The sequence below is a fragment of the Winogradskyella helgolandensis genome, assembly GCF_013404085.1.
Classification (GTDB): Bacteria; Bacteroidota; Bacteroidia; order Flavobacteriales; family Flavobacteriaceae; genus Winogradskyella; species Winogradskyella helgolandensis.
The window spans coordinates 408317-428418 of sequence record NZ_JABFHO010000001.1; the positions used below are offsets into that span (position 1 = coordinate 408317).

The window sequence follows — 20102 nt, forward strand, 5'->3', positions numbered from 1 at the left end:
TAAATACAGACTATAAAAAAAATGAAGAATGTTGCATCCTTATTTCAACATTTTCTTATCAGCTTCTCCTTCTATCTTCAAAGCAGAATAATCCAATGTCCACCCAATAGTTTCCACTAAATTTTCAATAAGACGAATGGCTTCTAAGGCTTCTTGTTTTGCAATATTATATAGTCCACTTTCGGGAACTTTATCTAAAATATGTGCTTTTGCTTTAGTGTGTAAATCGGTTAAATCGGCCGCTTCAAACCTGTTGAACATACCATCGCGTTTATCATAATAATTAATATCACTTTCTATGGATAAAATTTCAGGCTGAGGAAAATGAGAAAATGTCACTGTTTTTGATGCCGAATCAGCAGACATTTGCACTTTACTCAAATCAAATCCAATGTGTGCTTTGGCATTTATCACCACTAATGCTTTTTTTCGACTAGATATAAGCTTTAGGAATTTCGCTTTTACGTCTTCATAATGGTATATTTCTGCAAAATCACCTTCGACGGTTACAAATTTACAAACCCGTTTTATTTTGTCTAATATTAAAATCGATTGCTTATCAGAAACCTTTTTGGTTTTCCATTGGTTGTAGATAGTCACCAAACCTAAGGTTACTAAAATACTAATGATAATTATAAAAAATGTTTCCATGCGTCTTTAAGTATATGACACTTGCACAAGGCTAATGTCACATGTAATTAGTCTATTACTTTATATAAAATTGGTTTGCTCGGGCTCGCATCATTCTCAAACGGTGCAATTTGAAGATTTAACATATACTCTCCATCTTCAATTTTATTAGACACGTAAATAAATTCTGTTATGGTCGCATCTAGTCGTAGTTTTCCACTAGTGTTCCAAAACGCATTGTGCGCTAAAAGTTCACCTTCGTCTTGTTCCTTATCTACACTTGGCAGATCTATTAAAAGGTGTTTAATCCCTTTAGATTTTAGATAATTTGCAGCTTCTTCCAATAAATAGGTTGGATTTGTATCTGAGTATTGTCTAGTGTGTTTTTCACGCGTATTTGGCATGGTTCTAATCACAATGGCTTCGCGCTTTTTATTACCTAATGCAAATTGTAATTGTTTACGTGAAATCACATAATCCTCACCTAACTTTTCTGGTGCAACCGTTACGACCTCTGCCAAAAAGAAAAACTGCTTTAAATACTGATTTATAGAATAGACTTTTTCTGTAATATGACCTACCGTTTCGGTATGCGTACCATGTGAATGCGGATTAAAAGTTATGGTGTTAAAATTAACTGCAGCACCATCGGCTACACTAATTGTTTCCCCATCTATAATTTCTGGTACGATCTTAGGAGGATCTACATACCAAGCATTAACATTATTCGGTTGTCCTGTAATTGGAATTGAAATATCTAAGGGTTGAGATAAATCTATGACTCTTTTTTTTGATTTGAATTTTATTGTTGCTAACACGCTTAGTTGATTTTAAATAATTCACTAGCAATACCGTCACATAAAAATTGACCTTTTCTCGTGACGCGTAAATGCCCATCATCAATATACAATAATTGTTGATTTATAAAAATTTTGGAATGTTCAATTAAGTAATCTTTAAAAGCGCTACTAAAATTGCTTTCAACTTTATCAAACGACACTCCCCAAATAGTTCGTAAACCCGTCATTACGTATTCATTATATTGATCTGTTTTGGTTAAGGTTTCTATTTCTATTGGCAACTCGTTTTGCTGAATTGCTTTAATATATTTTGAATTGTTACTGACATTCCAGCCTCGTTGTTTCCCATTAAATGAATGGGCCGAAGGTCCGATTCCTAAATAAGATTTCCCTTGCCAATAGGCCGAATTATTTTTACTAAAATAACCCTCTTTTCCGAAATTAGATAGCTCGTAATGTACAAATCCTGAAGCCTCTAATTTAGCCTTCAAAAGATGAAATTGCTCATGCGCTTGCTCATCATCTACATTATTAATAATTCCTTTTTTAATGAATGACGCTAACGCTGTTTTTGGTTCAACGGTTAAGGCATAACTTGAAATATGGGGCACATTAAAACTTAATGCCATTTCTATATTTTCTAACCATTGTTCGTTTGAAGCTCCTGGAATGCCATAAATTAAATCTAAAGAAATATTATCGAAGTGGCGCGTCGCCACAGACAAACATTCTTTAGCTTCGTTTGCATTGTGTGCGCGATTCATCAATTTTAAATCGGCTTCAAAAAAAGATTGAATACCGATAGATAAACGATTGATGGAACTTTTAGAAAGTTCTATTATTCGGTCTTTAGATAAATCATCTGGGTTGGCTTCAAGTGTAATTTCTGGGGTGTCAGAAACCTTGTAATTTTTATAAACGGAATCTATTATAAATTGTAATTCATCATTGGTTAATAAGCTTGGTGTTCCACCTCCAAAATAAATAGTTTCTACGTTTGAATTTTTGAATTCATCTTTACGAAGTTCTAATTCTTGACATAATGCATTTATGAGTTCGTCTTTTTTCTTCAAAGAGGTTGAAAAATGAAAGTCGCAATAATGACATGCTTGCTTGCAGAATGGGATGTGGATGTAGATGCCGCTCATATTAGTTTTCAGTATTCAATAGCCGTTTGCAGTGGGTTTCATTCAAATTTTTTCTTAGTCTTCAAATAAGTCATACAACGTTGAAATTCTTAAATCGCAATAGAGTTTCAAAAAATTAAAATGCAACATATCAAATTGACTTCCGTAAACTTCTCGTCTTGTTTCCCAAGATTCATACGCTGGAAATTTGAGTTTAAATTGTTCTGCAACAAAAGTATCCCAAAGTTTCTCTGAGGCTTCAAAAGAAGCCACAAATGTTGAATCCGTTTTGTTTATAATTTTTAATTCAAGAATTAACGAATCTTTAATTTTTTGAGATTGATACCAATGTTCTTGAGCAATAGCATTCATTTCAACTTGCCCTTGACTAAAACTCAAAAGCGACTGACTGCATATTACAAGTAAGATAATGACTCTCATTTACTATTTTTTACGGAATACTGAGACTGTAAACTGCTTACTTCTTAACACGATCTTCATTCTGCTTCACAAAAGCTCCCCAACCAGAATAACTTTTACCAACCTCAACACGACCTTCATTATAAAAATGACAAACGGCTGCTGCTAAACCATCCATGGAATCTAGATTTTTAGGAATCGTTTTAAGTCCTAACATGCTTTGTAACATTTTAGCGACTTGCTCTTTACTGGCATTTCCGTTTCCTGTGATTGCCATTTTAATCTTTTTGGGAGCATATTCTGTAATCGGAACTTCACGAGACAAACCTGCTGCCATCGCCACACCTTGGGCGCGTCCTAATTTGAGCATACTTTGTACATTTTTACCAAAGAAAGGTGCTTCAATTGCAATTTCATCGGGATGATAAGTATCAATGAGTTCTACAGTACGTTCAAAAATAAGTTTTAGCTTAAGGTAATGATCATCATATTTTTTTAACATGAGCTCATTGAGTTGCAGAAATTCCATTTTTTTACCCACAATTTTTATGAGTCCAAAACCCATAATTGTAGTTCCAGGATCTATGCCTAAAATAATTTTTTCTTTGCTCATGTATCCTATTAGTTAATCGCAATATCGACAACCGCTTAACGAAACTGCCACGCCAAAGGTAAGGTTAAAAACACTGCCATTAAAAGCTCCTAAACCACTCAGTGCAGGTTCGTAATTATCTAAAGACGTCAATCCATAAACGTAAGCAACATCGGTGTAAACGGAAACTTTTTCATTTATAGCATAATGCAACTCTACACCACCTATAAGATTCATAAACGTCTGTTTATTGTCTCCTAATGTCCCCAATGGTTTTACAAAGGTGATACCCGGACCAACATGCACAACTGTTCTTAAGCGCATGGGCAAAAAACCTATGTACTCTGAAGGATCAAAAACAAATTGAGCGTTAATTCTGGAGTAGTTAATTTTAAAATCTGGTGAATCGTCATCATTTTTAAACCGACTAAAACCATAATCTAGTTTTACACCATATTGACGTTTTAGCATGTGTTGAATTCCTAAATTTACAGTTGGAAAATTTACAGCCTTAGCATAAGAACCTTTTACAAATCCGTCTGTTGTTGGATAGTTAATTCCCACCGCAAACATCGCTTTCCATTGTGCAGTGTCTTTTAGTTGCGCCTGGCTATTTAACGTTATAAAAACGACAACAAAAAAGAAAAGGTATTGTTTAAAATAGTATTGCATCTGTTAGTTTTTGATTTTATTTGTAGTATGCCTTACAATGTACCTCACAAAATTAAACAATTCTTCTTTGTACTTATGAAGTTGAGTATTGTTGTTGGTGCATTTTGTTTTATTTATTCTAAAATTATTGAAAACAAAAATTTAGAATTCAACAAATTTGTGTCTTTTTTATATAAAAATGATACTTTTTCATTAAAAAACACCATAATATTGATTGTTTTAAGTCTTTTAAACTGGTTTTTCGAAATTTTAAAATGGCAACAATTAGTCAACATTGTTAAACCTATTTCCTTTAAATCAGCATTAGAACAAAGCTTAGGTGGCTTAACAGCCTCGTTAATCACTCCAAATCGTATTGGAGATTATGGAGCAAAAGCCATTTACTACACCAAAACTCTTAGAACAAAAATTGTATTACTCAACCTTCTAGGCAACATGGCGCAAATGACCATAACCACTATTTTAGGTGGTGTTGGTTTTATACTATTTGTGAATCGTTACCAACTTGATATAAATTATAGGAAAGTCGCAAGTGTTGGAGCCCTTATTTTATTGATTGGACTGATTGCTTTGTTTAGCATGACTCAAAAACGTTTCAAAATAAAAGGATTTTCAATCGCTTCTCTACTCAATTTTATAAAATTGATTCCTTTAAAAGTGCATGGTTTAAATTTAGGATGGTCTTTAATTCGATATTTAATCTTCTCATTTCAGTTTTATTATTTGCTTACTGTCTTTGGTGTTAACATCAATTATGATGAGGCTATGATTGTCATAACGAGTATGTACCTATTGGCGTCGATTGTGCCCACCATTTCAATTTTTGACATGGTGATTAAAGGCAGTATTGCCGTATTTCTGTTTAGTTATCTTGATGTGAATGAGCTTATCGTTTTATCTATTACAACGCTCATGTGGCTACTCAATTTTGTTATTCCGAGTCTATTTGGAAGTTATTTTGTGCTTAACTTTAAACTTCCAAAACTAGTAGAATAATGGTGTCATTTATATTCATTTTTGCTACAATTACCTATCTATGTATTATAGGTTGGCTGAGTTATGGTTTTGATAAGGTTGATGATTTTAAAGTACAAGATTTACCTCCTAAAACGAAATTCTCTGTTATAATTCCGTTTCGAAATGAAGCTAAAAACCTTCCGAAATTATTAGAATCAATTTTAAAACTGAATTACCCAAAGTCTATGTTTGAAATTATTTTAGTTGATGATGATTCTGAGGACAATTCGGTTGCGATAATAGAAAATATTCTCGGTACTTCAAGAAAAACGAATGATACTCAATTTAACAATATTCAAATTATTAAAAATAAGAGAATTTCAAATTCACCTAAAAAAGATGCGATAACATCGGCTATTAAAGTTTCAAAATTTAATTGGATAATTACAACAGATGCCGATTGTATCCTTCCGAAATATTGGCTCGATACTTTTGATGAACTCATACAATTAAAATCCTCAAATTGCATCGTTGCTCCTGTTACGTATCATGGGAATACCTCTTTTCTAAATCGCTTTCAAACTCTAGATTTTTTAAGTCTACAAGGTGCTACAATGGGTAGTTTCGGAATTAAAAAACCAATACTTTGTAATGGTGCTAATTTTGCCTACCAAAAATCAAAATTTCTTTCGGTTAATGGTTTTGAAGGGAATGATACTATTGCTAGTGGAGATGATATATTTCTTCTGGAAAAATTCATAAAACAAGATGCTCAAAACGTCCATTATCTAAAATCTAATAATGCGATTGTCACCACAAATCCTGCAGAAAGCACTAAAGATTTAATTCAGCAACGTTTGCGTTGGGCTGCTAAAACCAGTCAAAATAAAAATTGGTTTACGAAAGTCGTTGGATTAATAGTAATTTTAGGAAATTTGGTGTGTTTAGGACTAATTCCAGCCGTATATTTCAATAGTATCACACTTAAAATAGCCATTGCTTTATTTATAATTAAATGGAGTATTGATTTCCTATTGTTATTTAAAACCGTACGTTTTTTTAAACAGGAAATACTTTTATATTCTTTTGTGTTTTCAAGTCTTGTATATCCAATTTTTAACGTCTACATCGCCTTTTTATCCTTCTTTAAATCATATGAATGGAAAGGAAGACGCTTTTCTAAATAACAGCTTTGATTATTCTTATTTGAAATTACTGTGTATAGGGTATAAAAATCGTACAAAGGAAGCTAGAGAATTTTAATTAATTCTCACAATCACTGGTAACTCAAACGCAGTGGTGACTTGCTGATTTCTTTTAATGGCTGGATATATTTTAGGAACACCTTTTAAACTCTGACGTAGCAGACTATCAATTTCAGGAATTTCTAGAACCGTTTCAGGATGAACATTGATAGATTCTACTTCTAATAACCCAGTTCTATCAATAATAATTTTTAGCGTAATGGTATCATTAACATCATTAGAAACGATTAAATTTTGCGATTCTAAATAGTGGTTGACATTAGTAATTAAGGTGTTCTGAAAACAGATTTTTCGTTCTTCTTTTTCAGTCAGAGATTCGCAATTGGTGAATGTTGGATAGGTATCAACCTCATTCCAATTAAACGTTTGAAGTTCTTCCTCAAGAAGCTCTTCAGGATAAACTTTCTTCTTTTCAAAATAATCGCACGAGGTTACGATAAGCAAGATTAAAAGACAAACAATTCGATTCATTACTAGCATTCTAATAGCGAAAAGTACGATATTTTATTCAAAATGAGGCTAGACAGCTTCGCTTTTAGACAATAAAAACAAGAATGGTGTTGGTTGTATTTCGTATTGGAAATTTCAGTCTCCTTCTAAAAACTTTTCCTCCTTTAATTCTTTTAATCTCCCTTGAGCATAACTCACAAATGGGCTTTTTTTATTTTTCTCAATAAATTGCTCGTACAGCTTAATTTTACTATCAACATCAGCATAGTATTCATCTTTCGTTCTCAGTAAGAAAAACTCAGACATCATATTAGTAGGATCTTCTTTTAACGATTTTTGAAAGGCTTTAATAGCTTGGTCGTATTTCTTCTGACGGTTCAAAATGGTTCCTAATTGTTGATATTCGTCAGAAAGTGGAAGATCTTTCAGCATCAAAGCTAATGAAATATGTTTTTCAGCCTCTTCAAAGTTCTCTAACAGTTGATAATAATTACCAATAACAAAAATCGCATTAGCATCATTTGGACTATATTTTAAAGCTTGTTTTCTATGGTAAATCGCATCTTCATAATCTGAATTTTGGGCATAACTCAGACTTAACTTTTCATGAATAAACTCTGATTTTTCACCTAAATCTAACAACTTATTAAACCAACTTACAGCATGCGTATAATACTCTTGATGGTAATAGGTTTGTGCTTTCAAGCTAATTAGCTCTACATTATTTTCATAACTTTCTAAACCGCGATCGATATACCCATGAGCCTCTACAAAATTTCGTTTTATTAAATGATGTTTTGCAATCTTAAAAATCGCTTTTTGATGGGTGTCATCTAGAGTATAAGTATTAATAAACTCTTGTAATGCCGTAGTATCCTTTTGCTTTTCTAATACAATACCTAACTCATAATAGTAATTAGGGTTTAAACTATCAGATGCAATTAAGTTTAAAAACAGCTGATTTGCCTTATCGTACTTTTTAGTTCTAGATAAAAGTTTAGCGTATTCGTATTGAAATAAAAGGTCTTTAGGGTTGGCTGTAATCGCTTTTTCATAATTCACTATAGCTTCACCATAATTGCCGATAGCCATATTTGCCTTTGCAATATCATCATAAACAGCATCTAAATTAGGAAGAGTTTTATACGTCTCAATGGCTTTGGAATAATTACCATTAACATAAAGATGATCTGCTTCCTCTTTTATATTTTGAGCATTTAAATGGATAGCAAAAACACAACACAAAAACCCTAAAATTAATTTCATAAGCAGTAATTAGTCTTTTTTAGAATCATGAATTTGAAAAACAATCGGCAAAGCATACGATACATCTACTACCTCACCTCCTTGTGTGGCTGGCGTAAACTTTGGCAATAACTTTAAAACTCTAATAGTTTCTTCTTCTAATTTAGGATGTGGTCCTCTTGCTACGATATTGGTTACGTTTCCTGATTTATCTATTATAAATTGTGTGAAAATTCGTTTTTGACCTGCTGGTAAACCTAAAGAATTTGCTAGATCAGTATTAAAATTTTTTCCAACGAGCTTATTAATAGCATGAGCTAAACAATCTTTAAGTTCTATAGTGTTAGACAGCGATTCACAATCGGGATGAATTGGCGCAACTTCTACTTCGCTAAAAGGCACAGCTTCCGATCTTTCAATATCTTTTTCTAGTTTTTTGATTTCTTCTTTTAAAAATTCGACAAGTTCTTTTTTGTTTCTTTTATTAGACGAATTATATAAAGCCTCCTTCAAGTTTTTCGTTTCATCAACATTTGTAGTATCAATTCCTTTACTTGCAACCTGAAAAACAATTGGTATAGAAAAAGGCACTACAACAGCTTTTCCTTTTTGTTTCCCTGGTATAAATTGAGGTAAGGTTGCGATAACACGTTTTGCTTCTTCCTCCAACATTGGGCTTGGCCCTCTCGCTACGATATCCTTAACACTACCATCGGTATCAATTTTAAACTGTACAAAAACACGTTTTCTTCCTGGACTTAAATTATCTCCGACACTTGTATTGAAATTTTTACCAATGTGTTTATTAACAAAATTACTCATACAATTTTTTCGTTCGAAATTACTTTCTAAGTCTTCACACTCAGGTAATGTAGGACTTTCTTCTACAACAGAGAATGGAACTTCTACACGTTGTTCATCGTTTTTTAAAATATGAATTTCTCGGTTTTGAGCTTTAGGAGAGTCTATTATCATAGTTGATCTATTACTTGAGATAACTAACTTCTTAAAATATTCATCATTCTCAAGCTGATCGATTAAAGCATTAAAACGTTTGGTTTCTTCATCTGTTTTATTTCCAGCATCTTCAACATAAAGTTTTAAAATACCATCTTGGGTGTTTGATTCCCATCGTTCTTTTTCTGCTTTTGTGTTTTTAAACGCCTTAAAATCTGCATAAGTTTCAAATTTGTCTAATCGCATTAAACTTACAGTATTAATATCTTTCTGAGTCAATGTACCTTCTTCAGATTTTCTTTGAATTATACCGTCGGAAATATATTGTCCATAAGCTTTTAGCTTTAAGAATTCTGTTCTAGAAAGCAAATATTTCTCTGTGCTATAAGTATTAATCCCAGCAAAATCAGAAATTTCAAAAAATGTGGCTCCAGTTTTTTTCATAGAGACCATTTTATCATAGTATTTTTTGATTAATTCGGCATCAGTCAATTCTTGATCAACCAAGGTTTCTTGTGAGTCTATATTTTGTTGCGCTCTAACCTCAGTAGATGTATAAATCAACATTCCAAAAACCATAGGAATTAATAGTGCGTACTTCAACAAATGAAGCTGTTTTGATTTTGATTTTTGTAACATAGCGATTCGTTTTTTGATTAATGATTTATTGAAAAATGTATTAGTAAAAGACACCTGATTAACATCTAATACTTGATTGAGTAAACTTGTGTAATATTCTGCTTTTCCACTTTGCTTTACAGCTTTGGCATCGGCAATATATTCGTGCAGTTCTTTAATTCTATTTTGATAGATATATACCAAAGGATTGAACCAGAATACAATTCTAAGCAATTCAAAAAACAATAAATCTACGGTGTGATATTCTTTAATATGAACCAACTCGTGTTCATAAATAGTTGGCTTTTCAGATTCTGAGATACGTTCTCCTAAAAATATGGTATTAAAGAATGAAAATGCAGCACTGCTTTTTATTAAGTTCACAATAAGAACATTGCCTTTCCAGCGTTTAGGGTTTTTATATTTTAACCATAATAACTTGGTGATTTTTACTAAAAAAATTAGGGATGCTATTGCAACACCTATTAATGCAATTGTTTGCCAAATTGGTGTTTGTGGCTGCTCTAAAACAATACCAGCTTGTTCTGCAATTTGTATATCATAAACCGTTGGTCCTTTCGTTCCAATAAACACTTCTGGTAAATGAATAACCATATCTTTAGTTGCCATCGTTTTTAGTTGCGGGAATTTAATAAATGGCAATACAAGTGATAAAACCGATGTAATTATTAAATACGCTCTGTTATAATTGAAGAATGTTTCTCGTTTTAAAAACAAATCGTAAATCAATAAAAACAAGGCTTGAAAAGCGACGATTTGAAGAATAGAATACAACATAATTAGTCCTTTTTATTGATTTCATTCAGTAAGGTTTCAATATCCTTAACATCCACATCATTTTTCTGGACGAAAAAGGACACCATACTTTTAAAAGAGCCTTGAAAATAATTATCTACTAATTTATTAATGGATTGATTGCTATAAGATTCTTTAGCAACTATCGGAAAATACACATGGCCTTTCCCTTTTTTCTCATAGTCTACAAAACCCTTCGATTCTAAAATTCTAACGATGGTAGAAACTGTATTATACGCCGGTTTGGGCTCTGGTAACGTTTCTATTATAGACTTTACATTCGCTTTTTTAAGTTGCCATAAGGCATGCATAATCTCCTCTTCGGCTTTTGTTAATTGTTTCATATTTATGTCCCACGACAGCGGGATTCTTATTTAGTTAAACATATATGAGATTCTGCATTAATTTCAGGATCCTCAACATGATATTATTAAATCACACTGCTAATATAACTAAAAATTTAGTTTCAACTAATTATTTAGTTTAAAAATTGTAACAATTCCTTACTTATGACGTCATATTAATGAATTGAATTTATTTATATGGAACTATTTTTAGTGCTTGTGGCATTACTTTTAATGATATTGGGTGTTCTTGGGAGTTTTCTTCCCGTTTTACCTGGACCACTTACAAGTTGGGCAGGTCTTTTGGTACTTCATTTTACAGAAGGTGTAGAATTGAGTCAAACGTTTTTAATTGTCTCGCTTTTAGTCGCTATCTTTATTTATGTCTTAGATTATATTATTCCTGCCATTGGCACCAAGCGTTTTGGTGGTAGTAAAGCCGGAATGATTGGCACAACGCTCGGCTTAATTATTGGGTTGTTCTCACCTATTCCTTTTGGTATTATCATTGGCCCTTTTGTTGGTGCTTTAGTTGGAGAACTTATACACAGAAATGATTTTAACAAAGCACTGAAAGCTGCTTTTGGTTCGTTCTTAGGGTTTATTGCTTCAACATTTTTAAAATTTATTATAGCTATAATTTACTTCGGCTTTTTTATTGTAAAATTATCGGAACATAATGCAAATTGGTATTAATAGAAAAAACCTAGCCACATAAGATGAGACTAGGTTTTTATTCTTGCTATTAATTCAACAATTACTTAATAAGGGATTAATTAACTCTTGCTGACAGGTGCAATATATAGAACACATTTAACTCTTTGCTGTGGTAAAACCGCAAACTTGCTGTGGTAAAACCGTAGTTTTCTTATTTAACGGTAGTTTCAAGAGTTTTAACATGACATAAAAATGCCATATTTCTTCGTTTTTTTATAAATATCCCTTCTCTCGTGCTTCTTTTAGTAAGGTTTCGTCCTTTCCATCGGCCACAGAAAACAAAATTTTAAGCTGTTTTTTCCGTTTTTCAATGGCACTTGTAGAAATGTCTATATATTCATTTAGACTTTTTGTTTTTATACCTTGAGATAGTAAGTGCAAAATTTTTCGATTTATATCATCTACATATATATCGCTAGAAATTGTTTTTTTAGTGTAATTACTTACAGTGCTACTATAATATGGAGGGGATTTTAATATTTGCTGAAAACCATCTGCCAATTCCATAGATGTTAAATCACTTTTTATAAGAAATCCGTCTGGATCAATTTCTTTTATAATATTATGGATTCTATACGTTTCATTAAACATTGTTAAAATTACAATCTTAGCTCTAGGCATTAAACGCTTTGCTAACAATGCTAAATCTTCACCCGAAGCAAACTTGCCATCTTCTGATCCTGGTAAACTAATATCAAAAAAGCAAACATCGTATGGGTATTTTTTTGATGCACGTTCAATCATTATTACCGCAGTATCGCAATTATTAGCCGTATCTATATATAAACTTTGATCCTCCTTTTTAGTTGCCATTAAAACATTTTGATAGCCTTCAATAATTATAGGATGATCGTCTACCATTAAAATTTTGATGTGTTCCATTTGAATTAGTTTGTATAGGGAATTTTTACATTAACTGTTGTACCAGTATCGGATTGTGAGGAAAAGTTTATAGTGCCGTTGATATCACTTACTCGAGAACTCATATTTTTTAAACCAATGCCTTTTTTACTTTTTGAAATATCAAAGCCAGAGCCATCGTCTACAATATCCAAGCAAATTAAGTCTTTTTCCAACGAAATACTAATTTCAATGACTTTAGCATTGGCATGTTTATAGATATTCTGCATAGACTCTTGAATGATACGATAAATATTTATTTTCACTTTATTAGATACTAAATCCCAATGAATATCGTCTGTATAATCAAATTCGTATTCTAAATTATAAGCTTGAGATTGATTCTCAATGAGTTCAGACACAATATCTACAAAGCTAGATCCAGAAACAAAATCGGTGTTTAATTCGTGTGATATTTTCCGAATGTCATGTTCAATAGTTTTAAGCTGACTAATATATTTGGCTCGTGTCATCATCGCCTCTTTTCCTTCTTGGAAATTAATACTATCTAAGCTTAAACGCACTCCAAAAAGCCCTCCTAAAACTCCATCGTGCAACTCTTTTGACACTCTTGTTTTTTCCTTAGCCCTAGCTTCATCTACTTTATCTTGCTGCCCTAGCATTAGGTTATAGATATCTTCATTTGCTTTTTGCTGTACTTGAATTAGTTTTAACTTTCTGTTTTTTGCGCGTTGAGAAATTAAGATATAAACTAATATGGCTGTCACTAAAAGACCAATAGATAAAATTAGTAAATAGAGGTTTTCTTTAGATATTTGTTTGTTTTCTGCGACTAGTTGATCGGTTTCAAGTTCAATTCTAGCAAATTTATTTCTTACATTTCGTTCTACATATAATAAACTATCCGTTAGTTTTATGTAATCGTATAGATACCTTTTACCTTCCTCTCCGCCTTTTAACTCAGAAAGCAAAACCATGGATTCTAATAAAATATCTGTTGACGATATTTTCTTTGCTAAATTATAAGCCTTGACCGTATATTTTAAAGTGGAATCTTTTAGCGCTAAATGCTTATAATATTTTGATAAATCAATTGTTACGGCAAGTTTAGTAACGTCATCATCAAGACTAGAACTAATATTATATGCTTCATAGAACATATTATCTATTTTATCATAATCGTTATGACCAGCAAGTACTTTAGTAAAAGCAAGATTATTAATAATTAATGGATAGAATGTTGGCTCTTGCGCTTCGTAAACTGGTCGTAATTCAATGAGATCATTAAAAAGTTCAATAGCTTTTTCATAATCATGTAATTTAATATACATGTTAGCTTGATTATGAAGTGAGATGGTTTTGTTCCGTTCACCATTCCTCATGTCATTAGCTATGTCAATGGCTTTATTATGATATTCTAAAGCTTCAGTATAGCGACCTAGGTGTCCCGATATTTGACCTAATAGATTATTTACAATCCAAATATCATCTAAAATAGATTCCGTTTTTGGCAGAGTATTATATAATCTTAATGCTTTAATTGCATTTTCCTCACTACTTATATAAACTTTCTCATTTAGTTGAATTTCGGCAATATAACTATATAGTGTTGCCACAAGTTCCGTATCACCTAATTCATCATAATACTTTAATGCGCCTCTGTAGTAATAAAATGCGCTATCATATTGAACGTCATAATACTGTTTTGCTATACCAATATTAAGATTAGCTACAGCTAATGCCAATGTATCAGATAATTTCTGCGCTAGTTGTAAATTATTTTTATTCTGTTGTTGCCACAGATCAGTTTGACCTAACACATCATACAACATCCCTAATTTTCTTCCACTTTTAAGAACTGTGCTATCTTCAGAAGTTTTGTGTGATAACACCATAGCTTTATTGGCATAAACAACCCTTAAACTATCAGATAAATCATCATCAAACGATAGGCTTCTTAGTTTAAAAATACTATCGTATGTATTTGAATAGTGGTTTTGAGAAAATGCGTTTCCAAACAAGAATAAAAGAATTAAAGTAAGATAAATACGCATCTAAACGAAGTAATTAATTAATCAATCAAATATATACTAAAATATCAAAACTATATTTTAATTATCATTTGGTTTTATACTAACGTAAAAAGCCCACTCATTAAGTGGGCTATGAATTCTTATTAAATAAAATGATATATTATCCTTGAGTTTTTAACTTTATTCTAGTCTTATCATGAGCCAATAGGTCATAACTCGTTTTTTCTTTGTAAGTAGGTTCTTCATCATTAACTGTAACGTTGTCTGATTGGATTCCAGATACCGTTAATAATAAAACAGCTAGTAATGCAAAAGTAATTTTTAGGGTTTTCATACGTATTATATTTAGGGTTAAAATTAGTCAATATCAAAATCGGTAACGCTAGGCGATACACTGAGGGAAGGGAATGGATTATTAACTATTTTAGGGGAAACCTAAAACAATACTAAAACTTAAAACGAGGGACGTTTTTTAAGCAATTACTTGCCTGTAGTAAAATGGATTAAAATATTTCTTTTTAAGCGTTTTCAAAACTTAATAAGAACTGCAAATATAAACGTATTTTCGTAAATTCCTAACAAACCCTCGATTAAACGCTTTTATTACCCGACTAAATGCGTTTTACATGTTCATAACCTGTTGGTAACTTGCGTTCTAGTTAACATTATCGCCTTACTTTATTACCTAGTTTTTTACTATCTCAACAGGCTCATTAAAGCACAAAAAAAGGTGTAATAATTTCTTATTACACCTTTTTTGTTGATTAATAGCATCTATTAGACACCAACTTTATATTAAAGTCACATGTATTGCATTAAAACAAAAAAGCATCCCAATCTTCTTATTCAGAAAGAAAGGAAAGCTTCTCATTGGAATACCAAATCACTTTGGTAAACTACTTCCAAGATTGCTCTTGGAACAACACAACTTCGTTAAATTGCTTAAAAAAAGCCTCAATTTCTTGAAGCTTCTTTCTGCAATTTTAGCGGTCTGGACGGGACTCGAACCCGCGACCTTCGCCGTGACAGGGCGACATTCTAACCAACTGAACTACCAGACCGTTGCTTAATTGCGAGTGCAAATATACATCGCATTTTCAATTCCACAAACAAAAATCAAAAAAAATAATAAATAATCTAAATAAATTTTTGTCGCTCTATCATATAGGTGGTTAATATGTTATTAAATCCGGCCTTAATATCGGCTTCCACATACTTAATTCTGTATTGACCACACCTTAATTTTAAATCCGTAAAATACTCTTTCACAGCTTTTTCGTAAGTCACCTTCACATTATCCGCATATAAATTAATATGATCTCCAGTCTCCACATCTATAAAACGCTTGGGTCTATTATCAAAATCAAACGACAACTCTTTTTCTTTGTCAAAAACATGAAATAAGACCACTTCATGCTTATTATGCTTTAAATGTCGCAACGCTTCAAACAGTTTTTCATCGTCTTCTGACGTTTGAAACATATCTGTAAACACAAAAATTAAGGACCTACGATGAATTTTTTCTGCAATCTGATGCAAATACCGATACGTTTCTGTTGTTTTTGTTTCTGGTTTAGAAACTACAGCATCACTCAGTTTATGCAATAACATCTGGTGATGACGCTCACTCCCTTTTTCTGGTGAATAAAAATCATAATTATCACTATAAATACTTAAGCCTACAGCATCGCGCTGCTTTTTAAGAATATGCATTAAGGATGCACTCGCTAAAGCTGAAAAGGCTACTTTATTAAGATGATCTATAGAAGTCCCAGCCGAATCAGGATAATGCATAGAACTGCTATTGTCTAAAATAATATGACAGCGTAAATTAGTTTCCTCATCATAACGCTTCGTATATAAACGATCTGTTTTGGCATAGAGTTTCCAATCAATATGTTTAGTGCTTTCCCCTGGATTGTAAATTTTATGCTCAGCAAATTCTGCCGAAAACCCATGAAACGGACTTTTATGCATGCCAGCAATAAAGCCTTCAACGACTTGCTTCGCTAATAATTCGAGATTTTTAAAACCTCCTGTTTTATTGAGTTCTTGTTGTAAATCCATCAGTTACCGAAACTAAAAAAGGTTTGCCGTATAGGCAAACCTTTTATCATTTCTTTTAGAGTATTGACTATAAAAGTGCGTCGATAGCGTCAGAGTATGCTTTTTTAGGAGCAACTCCTACTTGGCGACCAACAACTTCACCACCTTGAAAAACCAATACTGTAGGTATGTTTCTTACACCATATTTAGCTGCAAATTCTTGGTTTGCATCAACATCCACTTTACCAACTACAGCTTTACCTTCGTATTCTGTACTGATTTCGTCAATGATTGGTCCAACCATACGACAAGGTCCACACCAAGCAGCCCAAAAATCAACTACTACAGGCTTGTCACTCTTTAATACTGTCTCTTCAAAATTTGCATCTGTTATCTCTAATGCCATAATGTTTATTTTTTAAATGTATTTTACTTCGTTTTCTATACACCCTTTACGGATGTAACTGCAAAATTAGTCAAAATATTTGGCAAACCTTACAATGGCTGTATATGTTTTGATTATAGCCATATAGATGACTTATATATGCACTTTTTGGGGCGCATAAACCAGGCTGTCCACTATATCTTTTTTGCTTTTGAGAGAAAAAAAGGATGCCGTTACCATCCTTTGCGCAAATTTAGGATAACTACAAGCCTTTACCTTAAATATGATTTATAAAGTAGGTTTCGCACTTTTAACTCTTTATCTTATCTCATTCTTAGACAAAAATTCTAAAATAAGTATTGCAATATCCTGAGTCTTTTCTTCTGCTGCAAAATGGCCAGCATCTAATAAGTGCAACTCTGCATTGGGTAAATCTCTTAAATATGCTTTGGCTCCATTAGCATTAAATTTCAAATCCTTTTTACCCCAAACAATTAAGGTTTTTGGTTGGTTATTTCTTAACATCTTTTGCCATTTCGAATAGCGAATTAAATTGGTATTGTAATCCTGAAATAACTGCACTTGAATTTCTCTGTCTTTTTGAGACCTTAAAAACACCAAATCGTGTGTCCAAGCATCTGGACTTTGAATGTTGATATTTGTGCTGTCTAAATCAAATAAATACTGCTGGTTTATTATCGCATCTTCACCTGTTAAACGATATAAAAAATCGTGCTTTACTTGAGAAGTATCCGTTTGTGCCGTTCTAAAAAAATCGTGTCTCTTAGGCGTTAAACCATCTAGATATGCATTCGCGTTTTGAACAATTAAAGCCTCAATCCGTTTTGGATTTTTCATCATCATTCGGTATCCCACAGGAGCTCCAAAATCTTGCATGTACATTACATAATTCTTAATTTGAAGTGTATCGATTAGCTTCTCCGTATAGTCCGCCAATACATCAAAAGTGTATGTTGTGGTTGCCGGATCTAAATGTGTGCTGTAACCCGACCCTAAATTATCTGGTGCAATCACATGATAATGCGTTGCCAACATAGGAATAAGATTCCTATAAGAGTGTGAAGACGATGGATAACCGTGAAGCAATACAATCGTTGGTTTGCTTTGATCTCCTGCTGCTCTATAAAACAGTTTTACACTATCAATTTCTACATAATTATAGGTCGTCGCTGGTGGTAAAAAGAATTGTTTTTTAGTCTCTTCTGATTTACGCTGACATCCAAATAAGGCTAGTGAAACCAGTAAAATTATTACAGATTGCTTCATTCTATATATCTATTTGTTCTGATTTCTCATGAAGTTTCTTATGCTTTCAATAATAGCATCACCCTCTTCTTCTAGAGCAAAATGTCCTGTATCGTAAATATTATAATCAATCTCTTTTACATCTTTTTTGAACGCTTCGGCTCCACTTTCAGGAAAAAAAGCATCGTTTTTACCCCAAACTATTAATAATGGTGGTTGATTATCTCTTAAATATTGCTGCCATTTTGGGTAAAGCTTCACGTTATTTTGATAATCGTAAAACAAATCTAAATTTACGGCATGTGCGTTTGGTCGAGACAATCTCAAATAATCTAAATTATAAGTATCCGGATCTACAGTTTCTATATCTCTAACACCATGTGTGTATTGCCATTTTAAACCTTCTAATGAAAATGCAGGTAATAAAGCATCTTCTGTTTCTTTAGTTCTGTTTTTCCAAAGTGCCCTTATTCCAGCCCAAGCCTCACCTAAACCTTCTTCATAAGCATTTCCGTTTTGATTGATGATGGCTGTAATTCTTTCAGGATGTGCAGTCGCTAATCTAAAACCAATAGGTGCGCCATAATCTTGAATCATTATCGCATAAGAATTAATCCCTTTTTGTTCTAAAAATGAATCAATAGTAACTGCAATATTATCAAATGTATAGGTAAACGTTTCCGCATCTGGAAAATCACTATTACCAAAACCAGGATAATCAGGTGCAATTAAATGAAACTCGTTAGAGAGTTGTGCTAACACTTTTCGGTATTGATACGATGATGCCGGAAAACCATGTAGTAAAACGATGGTTGGTTTTTTAGGATTACCAGCTTCTCTATAAGCTATGTTTATTCCGTTTACAGCTAATGTTTTATATTTTAAAGTTGATTTTTCACTTGTAACCTTGGATGTTATTGCTTTAGAAACACGATCTGTTTCTGATGTTACCTCCTCTTTACAAGACATAAACAGTAAAACAATACTTAAGATTAGGACTAAATTTTTCATAGTTTGAATTCAAATTTAAATCTCAAAATTATTTTGAGATTTATAAAATAGAAAAGCCATAACCAAAATGAGTTAAGGTTATGGCTCAATAATTATTTTTAGTTTTTTAATTTCTACCAGCCATAACACCACCATCGGTATCCCAAATAGCACCTGTTACCCAAGCAGCCTTATCTGATAATAAAAAGACAATACTATTGGCAACATCTTCTGCTTCTCCAAAACGACCGATAGGATGAAAACCATTAAAGCCAACCAATGCTTCTTTAGCTGCTTCTTCACCTCCAAAAACACCATGATATACAGGCGTATTTACTAAGGCAGGAGACACTGCATTCACACGAATGTTATCTTCTGCTAATTCCATAGCCAAATGTTGCGTTAGCGAGTGTAAACCTGCTTTCTGCATAGAATAGGCCGTAGAAGGTGTTGCTTTTACAGCTTGTTTTGCCCACATAGAACCTACATTCACAATAGAGCCTCCTTGAGTCGCTTTCATTTTTCGAGCAGCACTTTGTGTGATAAAGAAGAAGCCTCTGTTTAAATCTAAATACGAATTATAGTCTTCCATAGTATGATCTAAAAACGGTTTAGGGCCAAAAATCCCTGATGCATTCACTAAATAGTCTAAGTTATCTAAGCCATCAATTTTAGCGATTAAGGCATCCACTTCTGTTGTACTAGAGATGTTTGCTGTGTGTTTTACTAAGTTTGGTGCGTCTGCAATTTTATCTGTATTTCTACCTACAACATGTACAGTTGCACCACCTTCTAATAAGGCGTTTGTAGTGGCACTCCCTATTCCGCTTGTTCCACCAATGATTAAGGCTACTTTGTTTTCAAATTCTTTCATTATATTTTTATTAAATTATTAAAATTAGACAGACAGG

Annotated in this window: 21 protein-coding genes and 1 tRNA gene; 3 read left to right on the top strand and 19 right to left on the bottom strand. The window is 32.6% G+C overall.

Translation table 11 applies throughout. The annotated features are described in order from the left end of the window. Window positions 1-39: 39 nt before the first annotated feature. The 6 genes from HM992_RS01500 to HM992_RS01525 are packed head-to-tail and all read right to left on the bottom strand — an operon-like array spanning window position 40 to window position 4241. Window positions 40-651 (bottom strand): DUF4230 domain-containing protein, encoded by a 612-nt coding sequence (locus HM992_RS01500; RefSeq protein ID WP_179318365.1) that lies wholly within the window; start codon window positions 649-651, stop codon window positions 40-42. A 47-nt stretch (window positions 652-698) separates the two neighbouring features. Further along, window positions 699-1448 carry a cyclase family protein gene (locus HM992_RS01505; RefSeq protein ID WP_179318367.1) on the bottom strand — a complete coding sequence of 250 codons (750 nt, stop codon included), beginning with the start codon at window positions 1446-1448 and terminating at the stop codon, window positions 699-701. Between the two features lie 2 nt (window positions 1449-1450). After that, window positions 1451-2578, bottom strand: coding sequence for a radical SAM family heme chaperone HemW (gene hemW, locus HM992_RS01510; RefSeq protein ID WP_178986753.1), 1128 nt, complete (start codon window positions 2576-2578; stop codon window positions 1451-1453). Window positions 2579-2632: 54 nt separating this feature from the next. Then, window positions 2633-2998, bottom strand: a complete 366-nt coding sequence (locus HM992_RS01515) for a hypothetical protein (protein ID WP_179318369.1) — start codon at window positions 2996-2998, stop codon at window positions 2633-2635. A gap of 37 nt (window positions 2999-3035) precedes the next feature. Then, a complete protein-coding gene (ruvC, locus tag HM992_RS01520; protein WP_178986751.1) occupies window positions 3036-3590 on the bottom strand; it encodes a crossover junction endodeoxyribonuclease RuvC in 555 nt (184 codons plus the stop codon). Between the two features lie 12 nt (window positions 3591-3602). Continuing rightward, window positions 3603-4241 carry a cell envelope biogenesis protein OmpA gene (locus HM992_RS01525; protein WP_179318371.1) on the bottom strand — a complete coding sequence of 213 codons (639 nt, stop codon included), beginning with the start codon at window positions 4239-4241 and terminating at the stop codon, window positions 3603-3605. A gap of 75 nt (window positions 4242-4316) precedes the next feature. Here HM992_RS01525 and HM992_RS01530 point away from each other — a divergent pair, with 75 nt between their 5' ends. Further along, a complete protein-coding gene (locus HM992_RS01530) occupies window positions 4317-5237 on the top strand; it encodes a lysylphosphatidylglycerol synthase domain-containing protein (RefSeq protein WP_229720425.1) in 921 nt (306 codons plus the stop codon). After that, window positions 5237-6385, top strand: a complete 1149-nt coding sequence (locus HM992_RS01535; RefSeq protein WP_179318373.1) for a glycosyltransferase family 2 protein — start codon at window positions 5237-5239, stop codon at window positions 6383-6385. The genes HM992_RS01530 and HM992_RS01535 overlap by 1 nt, the downstream gene beginning before the upstream one ends. 72 nt (window positions 6386-6457) lie before the next feature. Here the strand turns inward: HM992_RS01535 and HM992_RS01540 are convergent, their stop codons facing one another. The 4 genes from HM992_RS01540 to HM992_RS01555 form a co-directional block, all read right to left on the bottom strand. Then, entirely contained in the window at window positions 6458-6934 is a 477-nt protein-coding gene (locus HM992_RS01540; RefSeq protein ID WP_179318375.1) for a hypothetical protein, read from the bottom strand. A 114-nt stretch (window positions 6935-7048) separates the two neighbouring features. Further along, entirely contained in the window at window positions 7049-8179 is a 1131-nt protein-coding gene (locus HM992_RS01545; protein WP_179318377.1) for a tetratricopeptide repeat protein, read from the bottom strand. Between the two features lie 9 nt (window positions 8180-8188). Then, on the bottom strand, window positions 8189-10531 hold the full coding sequence (locus tag HM992_RS01550; protein WP_179318379.1) for a M56 family metallopeptidase: 2343 nt from the start codon (window positions 10529-10531) through the stop codon (window positions 8189-8191). A gap of 2 nt (window positions 10532-10533) precedes the next feature. Then, on the bottom strand, window positions 10534-10893 hold the full coding sequence (locus tag HM992_RS01555; protein ID WP_179318381.1) for a BlaI/MecI/CopY family transcriptional regulator: 360 nt from the start codon (window positions 10891-10893) through the stop codon (window positions 10534-10536). Window positions 10894-11091: 198 nt separating this feature from the next. On the opposite strand from HM992_RS01555, the gene HM992_RS01560 reads away from it, so the two are divergent. Next, on the top strand, window positions 11092-11589 hold the full coding sequence (locus HM992_RS01560; RefSeq protein ID WP_179318383.1) for a DUF456 domain-containing protein: 498 nt from the start codon (window positions 11092-11094) through the stop codon (window positions 11587-11589). A 234-nt stretch (window positions 11590-11823) separates the two neighbouring features. Here HM992_RS01560 and HM992_RS01565 read toward each other — a convergent pair whose 3' ends face one another. The 9 genes from HM992_RS01565 to HM992_RS01605 all read right to left on the bottom strand — a co-directional run bounded on the left by HM992_RS01565 (window position 11824) and on the right by HM992_RS01605 (window position 20065). Continuing rightward, entirely contained in the window at window positions 11824-12492 is a 669-nt protein-coding gene (locus tag HM992_RS01565; protein WP_178986744.1) for a response regulator, read from the bottom strand. Window positions 12493-12497: 5 nt separating this feature from the next. Further along, window positions 12498-14525 carry an ATP-binding protein gene (locus HM992_RS01570; protein ID WP_179318385.1) on the bottom strand — a complete coding sequence of 676 codons (2028 nt, stop codon included), beginning with the start codon at window positions 14523-14525 and terminating at the stop codon, window positions 12498-12500. Between the two features lie 139 nt (window positions 14526-14664). Next, a complete protein-coding gene (locus HM992_RS01575; RefSeq protein WP_178986742.1) occupies window positions 14665-14838 on the bottom strand; it encodes a hypothetical protein in 174 nt (57 codons plus the stop codon). A gap of 653 nt (window positions 14839-15491) precedes the next feature. Beyond that, window positions 15492-15565 (bottom strand) — tRNA-Asp (locus tag HM992_RS01580). A 76-nt stretch (window positions 15566-15641) separates the two neighbouring features. Continuing rightward, window positions 15642-16571, bottom strand: a complete 930-nt coding sequence (locus tag HM992_RS01585) for a DUF58 domain-containing protein (RefSeq protein WP_179318387.1) — start codon at window positions 16569-16571, stop codon at window positions 15642-15644. A 67-nt stretch (window positions 16572-16638) separates the two neighbouring features. Then, on the bottom strand, window positions 16639-16956 hold the full coding sequence (gene trxA, locus HM992_RS01590; RefSeq protein ID WP_020898224.1) for a thioredoxin: 318 nt from the start codon (window positions 16954-16956) through the stop codon (window positions 16639-16641). A 297-nt stretch (window positions 16957-17253) separates the two neighbouring features. After that, complete coding sequence (locus tag HM992_RS01595) at window positions 17254-18222, bottom strand: alpha/beta fold hydrolase (RefSeq protein WP_179318389.1); 969 nt, start codon at window positions 18220-18222, stop codon at window positions 17254-17256. A gap of 9 nt (window positions 18223-18231) precedes the next feature. Beyond that, window positions 18232-19212 carry an alpha/beta fold hydrolase gene (locus tag HM992_RS01600; protein ID WP_179318391.1) on the bottom strand — a complete coding sequence of 327 codons (981 nt, stop codon included), beginning with the start codon at window positions 19210-19212 and terminating at the stop codon, window positions 18232-18234. Between the two features lie 106 nt (window positions 19213-19318). Then, window positions 19319-20065, bottom strand: coding sequence for an SDR family NAD(P)-dependent oxidoreductase (locus HM992_RS01605; RefSeq protein WP_179318393.1), 747 nt, complete (start codon window positions 20063-20065; stop codon window positions 19319-19321). Window positions 20066-20102 lie beyond the last annotated feature (37 nt).